Annotated in this window: 12 protein-coding genes, 1 pseudogene and 1 riboswitch; of the genes and pseudogenes, 7 read left to right on the forward strand and 6 right to left on the reverse strand. The window is 60.9% G+C overall.

Translation table 11 applies throughout. From position 1 onward, the window contains the following. Positions 1-182 (reverse strand): annotated as a pseudogene (locus JWR14_RS06915) (hypothetical protein); the annotation flags it as partial. A gap of 206 nt (positions 183-388) precedes the next feature. Between JWR14_RS06915 and JWR14_RS06920 the strand changes: the two are divergent. Further along, a complete protein-coding gene (locus JWR14_RS06920) occupies positions 389-1,324 on the forward strand; it encodes a glycerophosphodiester phosphodiesterase family protein (protein ID WP_299703548.1) in 936 nt (311 codons plus the stop codon). A 38-nt stretch (positions 1,325-1,362) separates the two neighbouring features. On the opposite strand, the gene JWR14_RS06925 is transcribed toward JWR14_RS06920, so the two are convergent. The 5 genes from JWR14_RS06925 to JWR14_RS06945 form a co-directional block, all read right to left on the reverse strand. Further along, positions 1,363-2,199, reverse strand: coding sequence for an amidohydrolase family protein (locus tag JWR14_RS06925; RefSeq protein ID WP_299703550.1), 837 nt, complete (start codon positions 2,197-2,199; stop codon positions 1,363-1,365). Beyond that, positions 2,196-3,218, reverse strand: coding sequence for an NAD(P)-dependent oxidoreductase (locus tag JWR14_RS06930; protein WP_299703552.1), 1,023 nt, complete (start codon positions 3,216-3,218; stop codon positions 2,196-2,198). Before JWR14_RS06930 ends, JWR14_RS06925 begins: the two co-directional genes overlap by 4 nt. Next, the gene (locus tag JWR14_RS06935) at positions 3,215-4,279 is read right to left on the reverse strand and encodes a substrate-binding domain-containing protein (RefSeq protein WP_299703554.1); all 1,065 of its coding nucleotides are present in this window, start codon (positions 4,277-4,279) and stop codon (positions 3,215-3,217) included. Before JWR14_RS06935 ends, JWR14_RS06930 begins: the two co-directional genes overlap by 4 nt. Positions 4,280-4,291: 12 nt before the next feature. After that, positions 4,292-6,265 (reverse strand): TRAP transporter large permease subunit, encoded by a 1,974-nt coding sequence (locus tag JWR14_RS06940; protein WP_299703556.1) that lies wholly within the window; start codon positions 6,263-6,265, stop codon positions 4,292-4,294. Positions 6,266-6,343: 78 nt separating this feature from the next. After that, positions 6,344-7,393: a TRAP transporter substrate-binding protein gene (locus JWR14_RS06945; protein ID WP_299703557.1), complete on the reverse strand. Its 1,050-nt coding sequence runs from the start codon at positions 7,391-7,393 to the stop codon at positions 6,344-6,346. A 353-nt stretch (positions 7,394-7,746) separates the two neighbouring features. Next, a riboswitch (guanidine-I (ykkC/yxkD leader) is annotated at positions 7,747-7,854 on the forward strand. A 58-nt stretch (positions 7,855-7,912) separates the two neighbouring features. Between JWR14_RS06945 and JWR14_RS06950 the strand changes: the two genes are divergently transcribed. From JWR14_RS06950 to JWR14_RS06975, 6 genes are all read left to right on the forward strand, one after another. Then, on the forward strand, positions 7,913-8,983 hold the full coding sequence (locus tag JWR14_RS06950; RefSeq protein ID WP_299703560.1) for a putative urea ABC transporter substrate-binding protein: 1,071 nt from the start codon (positions 7,913-7,915) through the stop codon (positions 8,981-8,983). Positions 8,984-9,011: 28 nt separating this feature from the next. Then, complete coding sequence (locus tag JWR14_RS06955) at positions 9,012-9,827, forward strand: ABC transporter permease (RefSeq protein ID WP_299703563.1); 816 nt, start codon at positions 9,012-9,014, stop codon at positions 9,825-9,827. Further along, positions 9,824-10,615, forward strand: a complete 792-nt coding sequence (locus JWR14_RS06960) for an ABC transporter ATP-binding protein (RefSeq protein ID WP_299703565.1) — start codon at positions 9,824-9,826, stop codon at positions 10,613-10,615. Before JWR14_RS06955 ends, JWR14_RS06960 begins: the two co-directional genes overlap by 4 nt. A gap of 13 nt (positions 10,616-10,628) precedes the next feature. Then, positions 10,629-11,333 carry an urea amidolyase associated protein UAAP1 gene (locus tag JWR14_RS06965; protein ID WP_299703568.1) on the forward strand — a complete coding sequence of 235 codons (705 nt, stop codon included), beginning with the start codon at positions 10,629-10,631 and terminating at the stop codon, positions 11,331-11,333. Positions 11,334-11,347: 14 nt separating this feature from the next. After that, positions 11,348-11,989 (forward strand): urea amidolyase associated protein UAAP2, encoded by a 642-nt coding sequence (locus tag JWR14_RS06970; protein ID WP_299703571.1) that lies wholly within the window; start codon positions 11,348-11,350, stop codon positions 11,987-11,989. Positions 11,990-12,177: 188 nt separating this feature from the next. Next, a partial coding sequence (locus JWR14_RS06975; RefSeq protein WP_299703574.1) for a biotin carboxylase N-terminal domain-containing protein occupies positions 12,178-13,934 on the forward strand: 1,757 nt, incomplete at its 3' end.

The following is a 13,934-nucleotide window of genomic DNA, read 5'->3' on the forward strand; positions in this document are numbered from 1 at the left end:
ATATCGGCGAAGAGCGTTACGCCATGCGCGGCCAGCGCTGCCTTGAGCCGGGAAACGGTGGCCTCGAAGTCGTATTTGCTCTGAAACGTAACTACCGATGAAGGGGACGCGGCGGCGGCGTCAGTTCGTGCGGTCATGGGATGGGTCATCCGGTAAGTGGAAAAATCAGGCGTGTTCTTCATGCTATCCGCGCCAACGACCCTCTATACTGCGCCACGCCAAAGCTTCCCGGCAATGCATAACGAGATCGATAAGCGAGAGCAACGAGCGGGTTCTTGCGCCGGCTCAATACAGCAACTCATGCAGAATATAGAGTCGTTTTCCATGTATTACGGATGACAGAATAATGACACAAACAACCCATGCTGATTTTAGGCCGACAGGAAAAATGCCCGCCTGGTTCATCCGGATTTCCCGGCCTGCATGTTTGCGGGCCGCTGTGTTTTCACTGGCGATCATCGCCGCCCTGCCGCTAACGCCCGCGCTTGCCGCACCGTTCATCGTCGCGCATCGGGGCGGGACTGGGGACACACCAGAGAACACCCTGCAAGCGTTCAGCACCGCTCTTGAGAATGGCGCCGACGCGTTGTGGATGACCGTCCAGGTAACGAAGGATGGTGTCCCCGTGCTCTATCGCCCGGCGGATCTCGGCTCGCTGACCGACGGACAGGGCCGTCTGGACGAGATCACGCTTGGCGACCTTCGCAAACTCAACGCGGGCTATTCATTCAGTCGCCTGGACGCTTCAGGCCAACCCAGCTACCCGTATCGCGCCAACCCTCTGCGCATTCCTACATTACGTGAGGCACTGGACGCCGTACCGCGGAATGTACCGATCATGCTCGACATGAAGCAAACGCCTGCAGCGCCGCTGGTCGACGCGGTCGTGCAGGTTCTGGATAACGTGAATGCGTGGTCGCGCGTGCGCTTGTATTCCACTGATGCCGAAGCAATTCAGTTAATGAAGGTGCACCGCGAGGCGCAGGTGTTCGAGACGCGCGATGCGACTCGCAATCGTCTGGTCGATCTCTCGCTCGGCGGGACCTGCGACAACCCGCCACCGGCCGGAAGCTGGGTGGGAATCGAGCTGCATCGTCAAGTCGAAGTGATCGAGCGCTTCACGCTGGGGATCGGGGTATCGAAAGTGGATGCGAAGTGGTGGACTCCCGCCGCCGTCAAATGCTTCAAGACCAACGGCGACGTGAAGATCGTCGCGTTCGGTGTTGACTCGGCCGATGAATACGCAGCCGCTGCCGCCCTTGGTATAGACGCAGTGATGACGGACTCGCCGCGCGCCATGCGCATTGAAAAGAAATCGCCGTAGCAAGACAATATTGCAGCCACACGCCAATGCGCAGCGACTCAAGTATCGAACCCGTACAACTGCTCCGGGTTGTCGACCAGGATCTTCCGGCGCGCGGCACTGTCGGGTGCCCAGTACGAGAGCAGCGCAAGCATCTCTTCATCATTCGGCACGGGCTTGCGGCCTGGATGCGGCCAGTTGCTCGCCCACAGGCAACGCTCCGGGTGTGAGCCGGTCAGGGCGCTGGCGAGCTTGCTGACGTCATCGTAATGGGGCGGTCCAAGCTTCGAGGTCTCGTACGGGGCCGATACCTTCACCCAGGTCCGGCCGGCATCGAGCAGCGTAAGCAGGCTTCGGAAACCGGGGTGATCGGTGGCCACCGGCTCCAGGAACTTGCCGATATGATCGATCGTCAGCAAGCATGGCAGCGCGCGCAGACGCGCTTCATACTGCGCGAAATCGCGTCCATCGAGTTGAAGGTTGATCACCCAGCCAAACTCCGCAATACGGCTTGCGACAGCGTCCAGATCGTCCCATCCAAGCACGCTGCCACTGCCGGGAATCGTCATGAAACGCACGCCTCTCACCCCTGCATCGTGCATGGCCTGCAACTCGCTAATGGGCGTATCAGGCTTGATCACTACAATGCCTCGAGCCGTTCCGCCGGACTGTTCCAATGCGTCCAGCAGGCAGCGGTTGTCATAGCCGTAACCCGTCGGCTGCACGAGGATGGCGCGTGTGAGACCCAGTTGCCGTTGCATCGCCATGTAGTCACTCCACGACGCCTGCGGTGGTCCGAAAGTCGCGGTGCTGGCAAGCGGATAACGATCGAGTTCATAGATATGAACGTGGCAATCGCACGCACCTTCGTGCAGGTTCAGTGAGGCGTCGTTCACGATTGATCTCCTTGCAAGGCGCCGGAAAATCCCGGCAAACGCGTGAGTCGCGCAGCGCATTCCGCATTGACTGCATGCTCCGGCATGACACCATCGAGCAGCGCGCGAACCTGGCGCACCGTGTCCATCGCCTGATGCTCGATGGCGGGCGGCGTGAGACCACCCACGTGCGGACTCGCGACAAGCTTCTGATGCGCCGCCAGCGCCGCGCCAGGCATCTGGTCGGCGGCACGGCCCACATCCACCGCTGCGCCGGCGATCAAGCCGGCATCGAGCGCATGGAGCAGTGCGGTGTCGTCGACAAGTTCGCCACGCGACGCGTTGATGAAAAATGCCTCGGCCCGCATCCGCGCAAACGCTGCCGCATTGAACAAGTCAGTCGTCTCCGGTGTAGCCGGTGCAAGGCAGACAACGTAGTCGCCGCACTTCAATACATCGTCGAATGAAGCCTGTTCCATTTCCGGCTGCGTGATCGTCGCCAAAGGATCGGTCACGATCACCCGCATGCCGAGCGCCAAACCAAGCTCTGCCAGCCGCCGGCCAATAAATCCGTAGCCGACAATGCCCAGCACCGCGCCACGCAACTCGCGTCCCATTGCAATGACAGGCGCGCGATGCTGCCAGTACGCCGCGGCCGCCGCGCTAATGCCCCGGCTCAGGTCGATCATCACGCCCACGATCCACTCCGCGACCGATGTATCGAAGCCCGGCGTCGCGCGCGTCACGAGGACACCATGACGGCTCGCGGCACTGACATCGATATTGCGGATATCCACCGCCACGCGGCAGAACGCGATCAGCTCCGGTAGCTGGTCGAAGAGCGCAGCGGGAGCCGCCGAATCGCGACTCGCGACCACAATATCCTGCCCCTGCGATTCGCGAATAAATTCGTCGGTTGACAACGGCCGGTCGAACGGATTGAGCTTCACCTCACCCAGCGTGCGCAGTTCGGCCAGCGCCCGGTCACCGTAGTAGTTCTTGAGCGCATCGGGCGAGTGGGTCAAATAGATCTTCGTCATGTCGATGAGGCCGCCTTTTTAGCGCGCGCCGGTTTTGCAACCGACTGACGCACGATTAACGTAGGTTGAAAAAGGAAATCGGCAGCCGGCAAATCAGGCTGTGTCGAGCGGGCGATGGCACGTTCGACCATGGTGCCGGCCATCTCCGTCAGTGGCATCGCGACCGAAGTCAACGCCGGATTGGTGAACGCGGCGACCGGCAAGCCGTCCATGCCGATGACGGATACATCGTCAGGTACACGCAGATTCAGTTGCTGTAGTCCGGACATCAAGCCGATCGCGAGCATGTCGTTGACGGTCACGAGTCCCGTGGGCATGGGTCGCATGGCAGCGACCTGGCTTGCCATCGCGAAGCCCAGGTCGGGCAGTTCTGAATCGCCGAATGCTTCCGACACCCGGCCTTCGACCACACTTGCGCTATGGCGCGGACCTTCACGTGACACGCGTTCACGGAACCCATCGATCTTCTCGCCGCGGCTAAGTGTCTTGCCGCCGGGCACGAGGAACGCAAGCCGCTTGTGACCATGCGCGATAAGATGGTCGGCAGCGAGATAGCCTGCCTGATAGTTGTCGGCCGACACGTGGTCGACACGCGAATGGCCGCCATCGTTCGCGCTGCGGTCATAGCTGACCACGGCCAGGCCACGCGCGACGGCTTCGTCCAGATGGCGTTCATCGCTGAGTGACGACACCACGATCACCGCACGCACCCCGAATGAAAGCAGGTCCTCGAACATGCGCGCTTCCTGTTGCTTGTCCCGATGCGTGTTGCCGAGCAGCAGCCGGTAGTTGAACCGGGACTGTGCTGCCGCCTCCACGTTCAGCGCGAGCTGGCCATACATCGGGTTCGCCGTGGAAGGCACGAGCAAGCCGAGCATCGGCGTATGACCGGTCTTCAACTGGCGTGCCGCGCGATTGGGCCGGAACGCAAGCTTGCGGATTGCTTCCTCCACGCGCGAATAAGTCTCGGCACTCAGCTTCTCGGTGCGTCCGTTAAGCACGTTCGACACCGAACTGGTCGATACCCCCGCGAGCGCCGCAACGTCATGAATCGTAGCCATGGTGTGTCCGTATCAGGCCATGTTGAAATGCCGCGGCAACCACAGCGAAATGGACGGCACGAGGATCAGCAGAACCAGCATCACCACGAGCAGCGCCAGGTATTTGAGCATGCGGCGCGAGACGTCCTCGACCCGCGTGCCGGTCATGGCGCACGTGGCGCATAAGCCCAGACCGAAGGGCGGCGAGAACAGGCCAAGCCCCATTGCGGTGACCGCGATAGTACCGAAATGCAGCGGATTGATGCCGACCTGCACGGCGATCGGCACCAACAAAGGACCGAAGATGATGAGCGCGGGCGCACCTTCCAATACCGCGCCGAACACAATCATGATGAGCACCGATACCGCCAGGAATGCCACGCTTCCGTAGGTATGCGCGAGCGCGAGCATGCCGGCCGACAGCATGGAAGGGATCTGCAGGATGGTCAGTGCGAACGCGACACTGGACGCTGCCGCGATGATGAACAGGATGCCCGCCGCCATGGCTGAAGCCCGTACGAACAAGCTCGCTATGGCACGTGGCGTGAGTTCACGGAACGTAAGACCGCCGACCACGAGCGCGTAGACCACCGCAAACGCGGAGACTTCGGTGGACGTCGCGATCCCCGACGTCACGCCCTTGCCGATCATGATGACCATTACGAGCGCGACGAGCGCCCCGCCCAGCAGCCTGAAAATCGGCTTGCGGCTGGCAAAGGCTGTGCGCGGATCAACCTTCTTTCCGAAGATCACTACCATGGTGGCAAGCGCCATGGCCATCACGACCGCCGGCACGATGCCCGCCAGAAACAGCCCGCCTATCGAGATGTTGGCAACGAAGCCGATGATGATCATGTTGATGCAAGGCGGAATCGTTTCCGCCATCACGCCTGAGGCAGCCAGCACGGCGGCGGTCTCGTTCGGGTCCTGGCGCGTACGTCGAACAGCCGGCACAACGATACCTCCGACTGCGGCAATATCGGCGAGCTTGGAACCTGACACGCCGGAGAAGAATGCGGTGGCAAGAATGGCGATGAGGTTCATGGAACCACGCACACGCCCGAAGATCCGCACAAGCAACTCGATCAGGCGCGAGGACATGCCGTTCACTTCCATCACAAGCCCGGCCAGCACGAAGAACGGAATAGCGAGGAGCACGAAGTGATCCATGCCGGCCATCACCTGCTGCGAGTAGATGATCATGGGCAAGGTCGGGTCGCTGATGAAATAAAGCAGCGCCGACAACGCCAGCACGAACGCGATCGGCACCCCGACTATCAGGCCGCCGACAAAACCCGCCAGCAGCAAAGCCCATGGCGCGACAGCATATTGCGGGAGAACCGTGTTCCAGCCCCACACCGCGGCGGCGGCTGCGCAGCAGCAAGCCAAGGTCAGCCACGTGGTGCGGGTCGCGCCGGTGATCGCACTGGCTACTGCCACGGCGGTCATCAGCAAGGCGCCCAGCATCACCGGCAATACGTTGATCCACTGCGGCAGGCCCATCGGCGTGGTCACGTTGGCCGAGTCTTCCAGCAGCAGCCACGCCGAATAGGCGAGGCCCCCCGCCGTGCCTGCAATGACCCAGTAGCCGATCTGCAGCGCGGCTGCACGCCACGACTGCGGTAGCAAGGCGCGGAAGAAATCGATATTCACGTGCTGCCGGCGTGCGAGCACCGTCGCGCCGCCCAGGAACACCATGGTCACCATGAGACCGCGTGCGACCTCCTCCGCCCAGTCGACGGGATGGTGCACGAAATATCGAAGGATCACCGAGATGAACACCACCAGGACATCGACGGCCAGCACCACGCCACACAGACGTTCTATGAAGGTACACAGCGTGGCGAGCAACCGACCGCCGGTGGTCAGCGTGCCGAAACCCCACGTGCCTGTGCTGACAGTTGGACCTGCAACAAACGAGTCTGCAACCGCCAGCCCTGCTGCGTCTTGCGGACCCTCGGCGATACGCAGCTCGTGGCCCGCCAGCTTGCTGAGTGATTCATTCATGTTTCGGTTCTCGTTCCATGTTCCCAGGTCGGGAAGCGGACGCCCCGAGCTGCTGGCACATCGGGCACATCAGGGATGTCACGCACGCGCCGCGTCGATGGCAGCCAGTACCGGCGCTGTCACCGGATTGCTTTGCGTGAACGGCACCCACAGCTTGTCGCGCATCAGCTTGCGGACGTTGTTGCGCTCCGCATCGGCCATCGGATAGAAAGTCATGCCGGCCTTCTTGAGGGCGCCAAGGGCGTCCGCTCCCTTCGATGCAGCCTCCTGCCGCTGATACAAGCTCGCCTCACGGGCGGCGTCCAGGAACTGGGGCTTGATGGCATCGGGTATCTTCGCGAGTCCCCGCTTGCCGATCACCGTGATACACGGGCTGAACAAGTGATTGGTCTGCCAACTGTTCTGCACGACTTCATTGAGCTTGTTGGAAAGCACGCTGGCCGCATCGTGTTCGAAACCCTCGACCACGCCCGTCTGCACGGCGGTGTACACCTCGTTGAAAGCAATCGGCGTGGGAATGGCGCCCATCAACTTGAAGGTTTCAACAAACGCCTGCGTGGGCAACACACGCAGCTTGACGTTCTTAAGCGCGGCCAGATCCTTGATCGGGGGCTTGGTGTAGACGCTGCGTGCGTTGAAATGCGAACCCCACCCGATGATTGAACATCCCGTGCGCGATAGCATCAGCTTGTCGTAGACATCGGCCACACCGTGGTCAACCGATTTGCCGACATGCGCCCAGCTATCGAAGAGAAAACCAAGATCCAGCAACGCGAGTTCCTGGAGCGCGGTTGCCCAGATCGAGCTGCCCGTGATCATCATGTCGATCGAACCCAGCCGAACCTGTTGGACAACATCGGCCTCCTTGCCCAACTGCCCGTTTGGAAAAAAGTCGACACGAATCTGATCACCCACGCTCTTCTTCAGGTTCGCCTGAAGGCGTTCGTAATAGATGTAGTGCGCGGAATTTTCGTCGGCGGTCATGGTGGATGAAAACCGCAGCTGGATAGGTGATGCCGCACGCCCGATCACGGGAAACGCGAGCGTGGCGACCGCGGCGCCGGCGGTTTGCACAAAGCGGCGACGCGATAAAGAATGACTTGATAAGCAACGATCTGATCCGGGCATTTCCTTGTCTCCGTCTAGTTTTTCCGTCTAGTTTTCCGACTTGGTAGAACGTTTTACTAAATCGTTTTACGGATCATAAGGACATTCACACGACGCTTCAATATCCTGGGGTTAACACGGTTAATTGGGGAATACCCCGCTTTGAGGGAAGGCGGCTAGCAGCTGTTTAGATGACGCTATCCATGCACGAGCACTGTGCGCCGTGCGCTTTAGAGCGGTGCACTCAAACCCAAACTTGAGCACTGGTTGGGAGTTCGGTCTTTGACAAACCAGCACCCGGGCCTATGGCACGCTTATCGCTTAAGAGAAAATGCAAGGAGCCGGCGCAGCATCCGGTCAAAGCACACAATCTGGAAATGGATGACTAGGGTTCCGGCCTGCTTGGTTTAGTCGAGCGGGTGCTGGTCCGAGAGTTGTCGACCTCAGGCGAGGTTACACGGCGGGATAAAAGCCCGGGAGAGAACGCGATATTCGCGCTGCTCCTGGCCGTCCGCTAACCGTCCCCTCGAGGTCACACTCATGCGTAAGCTTGTTCGCTTGTTCGGCATCGCTGCCATCTCTCTCGTCACCCTCGCCTCCACCCCGTCATTCGCCGCCGGCCGTACGGACTTCAAGGTCTGCTGGACCATCTACGCTGGCTGGATGCCATGGGGCGAAGCCAAGACCCAGGGCATCGTCTCCAAATGGGCCAAGAAATACGGCATCAACGTGGATGTCGTACAGCTCAACGACTACGTCGAATCCATCAATCAATACACCGCAGGCAAATTCGACGGCTGTGCGATGACCAACATGGACGCGCTGACGATTCCCGCGTCCGGCGGCGTTGATTCGACTGCGCTAATCGTCAGTGATTATTCCAACGGCAACGACGGTGTGCTCATCAAGGGCAAGGGCAAGAAGCTCACGGACCTCAAGGGCCAGCAAATCAATCTGGTCCAGTTCTCCGTTTCCCATTACCTGCTCGCACGCGCACTCGAAAGCGCCCACATGACCGAACGTGACCTCAAGGTCGTGAACACCTCGGACGCCGATATCTCAGGGGCATTCGCCACGCCTGCCGTCCAGCAAGCCGTGACCTGGAACCCGATGCTCGCCGATCTCAAGGCGCAGCCGAACGTCACCGAAGTCTTCGACTCCAGCAAGATCCCGGGCGAAATCATGGACATGATGGTCGTCAACACGAAGACGCTGCAGGAGAATCCGGCGCTCGGCAAGGCACTCACTGGCGCGTGGTTCGAGATGGTCGCGCTGATGCACGCGAACAGCCCCAACAGCACGGCCGCGCTCACCGAAATGGCCAAGTCTTCCGGCACCGATCTCGCGGGCTTCAAGGGTCAGCTCTCCACCACCGCCCTCTTCTACACGCCACAAGCCGCACTCGATTTTGTCAGCAGCCCCAACCTGCCAGTGATCATGACGCGCGTCGCCAAATTCTCGTTCGATCACGGCCTGCTGGGTCAGGGTGCACCCAGCGCGGATGCGGTCGGCATGGCGTTCGACAAGGGCGTCGTAGTCGGCAGCAAGAGCAATGTGAAGCTGCGTTTCGATCCGTCGTATGTCGCCATGGCGGCCGCAGGCAAGCTCTAATCAGCATCTCTCCAATAAGGCGCGCGCCATGCGACTGATCAATCGACATCCCAGCCGAAGCGGCGGCCTCATGCTGCTGTTGCTGCCGTTCATCGTGCTGGTGGCGATCTATTTCACGGGGTCGTCGTTGCGGCTTAAGGTCAATCCCGACGACAAGCTGCTGCCCAGCGCGACGCAAATGAGCGACGCCATCAAGCAGGTCGCATTCACTGAAGACAAGCGCACCGGCGAATACCTGCTGTGGGACGACACGGTGTCGAGCCTCAGGCGGCTGGGTATTGGACTGGTGGTCAGCGCGGCTATTGCGCTGGTCGCGGGAATCGCAACGGGCGCGCTGCCGCTGGCGGGCGCGACGTTCTCGCCGTTCATCACGGTGCTGTCCATGATCCCGCCGCTCGCGGTGCTGCCCATCCTGTTCATCGTGTTCGGGCTTGACGAGTTGTCGAAAGTCGTACTGATCGTCATCGGCATCACGCCGATGATCATTCGCGACCTGCAGTCGCGCACCCGCGAGATTCCGGCCGAGCTGTGGGTGAAGGCCCAGACGCTTGGGGCGACAAGCTGGACGCTGATCCTGCGCGTAATCCTGCCGCAGTTGCTGCCTCGTCTTCTGGTCGCAATGAGGCTGTCGCTTTGCTCCGCGTGGCTGTTTCTCATTGCGGCCGAAGCCATTGCATCAACCGATGGCCTCGGGTACCGCATCTTCCTGGTACGCCGCTATCTGGCGATGGACGTGATCCTCCCGTACGTGATGTGGATCACGCTGCTCGCATGGCTGATGGACGAAGCGCTAAGACGCCTGACGCAATGGATATTCCCCTGGTACAGCGGAGGCGCGCGATGATCGAGGTCCGCAACGTATGGAAGAAATACGGCGACCAGGTCGTGCTTGAGCGGCTGAACCTGAGCATTGCCGAAGGCGAATTCTGTTCGATGGTCGGGGCTTCCGGTTGCGGAAAGTCCACGTTCCTGCGCCTTTTGCTGGGGCAGGAAAAGGCGACACGCGGCGAGATCCTGCTCGACGGCAAAACCTTGCCCGCGGAGCCGGATGAACATCGTGGCGTGGTGTTCCAGCGCTACTCGGTGTTTGAACATTTGAGCGTGGTCCGTAATGTCCTGCTGGGACTGGAACTGCCTCAGGCGAAGTTCACGGGCAGGCTGTTCGGTGCGCGCCGCAGCGCGGCGCTGGATGAAGCGGTTGCCATGCTCGAACGCGTCGGCTTGGGCACAGCACTGGACAAGTACCCGCAGCAACTCTCGGGGGGGATGCAGCAGCGTCTCGCAATCGCACAAGCACTGGTGATGAAACCACGCGTGCTGCTGCTTGACGAACCTTTCGGCGCGCTCGACCCCGGCATCCGCCGCGACATGCACGAACTGCTGCTTGGCCTCTGGCGCGAATCGAACCTGACGATCTTCATGGTCACGCACGACCTGAAAGAAGGCTTCACCCTCGGCAGCCGCGTGCTCGTATTCGACAAGGTGCGCGTCGATCCTCATGCACCGGGGGCATACGGCGCGCGCATTACCTACAACATTCCACTCGATCACAGCCGCGATTCAGCGTCGTCCCTTCACGCGGCGCAAGCCGCGGTGCAAGGCGCCCTGCGCGCAGACGTGATCCCGGTTTAAAGGAAATCACAAGATGGATTGGCTACTAGAAGAAACTGTCCCAGGCGGCGGGCATGCGTCGTTGATCGTGAAGCGCGGGCAGTGCCTGCGTCTTACCGACTTGCGTGGCGGGGCCAACGTCAGTCTCATGCTCGTCAATGCCACTGAGAAAAGCGAACGGCTGAATCTCCCGGATACGCTGAAGTGCCAGCACACCGCGAAGTTGACCGCCGGCCATTGCCTATACTCCGACATGGGCCGTGTGCTCGCCGCCATAGTTGCCGACACATGCGGCTGGCACGACGCCCTAGGCGGTGTTTCCAATGCCGACGAGGTGAACACTCAATACGGCGTCGGCCGCTATCAGGAACTACGTAACGCGTTTTATCGCAATGGCACCGACAACCTGCTGGTCGAACTCGGCAAATGGGGACTCTCAATCTCCGACCTGCTGATGACACTGAACCTCTTCAGCCGTGTCGATGTCACGGGCGAAGGCGCGCTGAATTTCGTCCCGGGCAATTCAAAGGCCGGTGACTATGTCGAACTCTATGCGCCGATGAACACGCTCGTCGTACTGACTGCAATCCAGCATCCGCTCGACCCGAATCCCGACTACGCGCCCAAGCCGGTCAAGCTTTCGCTCACACAGGCAGATCGCCAGGTCGCCGAATTCTGCCGTACCTCATGTGAAGAAAACATGCGTGGCTTTATCAACACCGACCGGTTCTTTCTCTAAGCGGACCTGACACCATGACTACAACGCTTAACCACAGCGACAGACTTCCCGAACACGCTGTCTTGCGCGAAACGCTTGCGGCCGGGGAACCGTGGCTTCACGAAGTTAAAGCCGGCCAGACCCTGCGTATTCTGGATCTGGAGGGCAATCAAGCCGTAGATACATTGTTCTACAGCCTGGCTGATCCACGCGAACGCTTCGATCCGCAACGCACGCTGCGACGCCAGAAAAGCTTGTATCTCACCACAGGCACGGTGCTCTATTCAAACCTTGGAAATCCGATGCTCACGATCGTCGCCGACACCTGCGGCCGTCACGATACGCTCGGCGGCGCATGTGCTCAGGAGAGCAACACGGTGCGTTATGCGCTGGAAAAACGCTACATGCATAGCTGCCGCGACAACTACTTGCGAGCCTGTGCGCACGACGGACGTCTGTCGAAACAGGACATTGGCGCGAACATCAACTTCTTCATGAACGTGCCGGTTACGTCCGACGGCGGCCTAAGCTTCGAAGACGGTATATCGGCGCCGGGAAAATACGTAGAACTGCGCGCGGAGATGGACGTGATCGTGCTGATCTCCAACTGCCCGCAACTGAACAACCCTTGCAACGCCTACAACCCGACCCCGGCGGAGTTGCTCATATGGAACTGAAGCAGTGGCGAAACTGGCTCTATTTCGTGTTGCTCGTGCGCTCGGGCCGCTGCTGCACCCGCACGCGAGAAGAACTAAGGCTCAAGTAGACGCGGCGTCCAGTGACTCAACGACGCGTTTTGCCGTGGACGACCGCGGCAAGCATTTCCCCGTGGCGGGACGGCCCGCCCACGCATCCGCCATCCCTCATGTTCGAGAAAGTCCTCATCGCCAATCGCGGCGCCATAGCGTGCCGCATCCTTCGAACCCTTCGCACACTCGATGTTACGGGTGTCGCGGTTTACGCCGAGGCAGATCGCGCCAGCCTGCATGTCAGCGAGGCCACGATTGCTCATGGTCTCGGCGACGGCCCGGCGTCGGCCACCTATCTGGACGCCGCCAAGATCCTTGACATCGCGCGCCGCGAGCACGTGCAAGCGATCCATCCGGGCTACGGTTTTCTCTCGGAGAATGCGTCGTTCGGCGAAGCGTGCGAAGCAGCGGGCATCGCGTTTATCGGACCCACGCCCGCGCAATTGCGCGCCTTCGGTTTAAAGCACACGGCACGCGCGATCGCAGAGGAACTGGGAGTACCGATGCTCGAAGGCACCGGTCTTCTGGAAGACGTGCACGCCGCGTTGCAGGCCGCCGAAAAGATCGGCTACCCCGTCATGCTTAAAAGCACGGCGGGCGGTGGCGGCATCGGCATGCGTGTCTGCCGGAATGCAACCGAACTCGCAGCGCATTTCGATGTGGTGAAGCGGCTCGGTCAGAACAACTTCAGCGACGCGGGCGTGTTCCTTGAGAAGTACATCGAGCGGGCCAGGCATCTTGAAGTCCAGGTGTTCGGCGATGGCCGCGGCAACGCGATTGCGCTCGGCGTGCGCGACTGCTCCGTGCAGCGGCGTAACCAGAAGGTGCTGGAGGAAACGCCGGCGCCATGTCTGCCGGACGGTATGGCGGAAGCGCTTTGTGAAGCTGCGATCAAACTCGCCAAAGCGGTGGAGTACCGCTCGGCGGGCACGGTCGAATTTGTCTACGACGGCGCCGCTCAACAGTTTTATTTCCTCGAAGTGAACACGCGCTTGCAGGTCGAGCATGGCGTGACCGAACAGGTCTGGGGAGTCGACCTGGTCCGCTGGATGATCGAACTGGCGGCGGGCACGCTTGGCCCCTTGAGCGATCTGGCCGCGGCGCTGAAGCCTGCCGGCCACGCGATCCAGGCTCGTGTTTACGCAGAAGACCCGGGGCGCGATTTCAAGCCTAGCCCAGGCCTGCTGACCCACGTTACGTTTCCTCCGGCCGACGGGCGCGCGCTGCGCATCGACACCTGGATTCAAGCAGGTTGCGAAGTGCCCCCTTACTTCGACCCCATGCTGGCGAAGGTCATCGCGTGGTCTCCCACGCGTGATGCAGCCCGCCGTGCTCTCGCCAATGCGTTGCACGACACGCGCCTCTATGGCGTAGAGACAAACCGTGATTACCTGCGCCAGATTATCGACGACGCGCCGTTCGCTTCCGGCGAACCGTGGACGCGCTGCCTTGAAGGATTGCGATATCGCGCAAGCACGGTAGAAGTGGTGAGCGGTGGCACGCAAACCACCGTACAGGATCATCCGGGTCGGCTCGGCTATTGGGCGGTCGGCATTCCTCCATCAGGCCCAATGGACGATCGCGCGCTGCGGCTCGGTAACCGTTTGCTGGGGAACAACACTGACGCTGCCGCGCTTGAGATCACCATGAGCGGCCCGGCGTTGCGCTTTAACACCGACGCCGTTGTCGCCGTCACGGGTGCGAGCTTGCCCGTATTGCTGGACGACGTGGAACAACCGCTGCATACCACGCTGTTCATTCCCGCCGGTTCGACGCTTGCGCTGGGCGCGATTCGCGGCGCAGGCGCCCGGGCTTACCTGTGCGTGCGCGGCGGCTTCGATGTGGCAATCTATCTCGGTAGCCGCAGCACGTT

It is taken from the genome of Caballeronia sp., from assembly GCF_028292365.1.
Classification (GTDB): domain Bacteria; phylum Pseudomonadota; class Gammaproteobacteria; order Burkholderiales; family Burkholderiaceae; genus Caballeronia.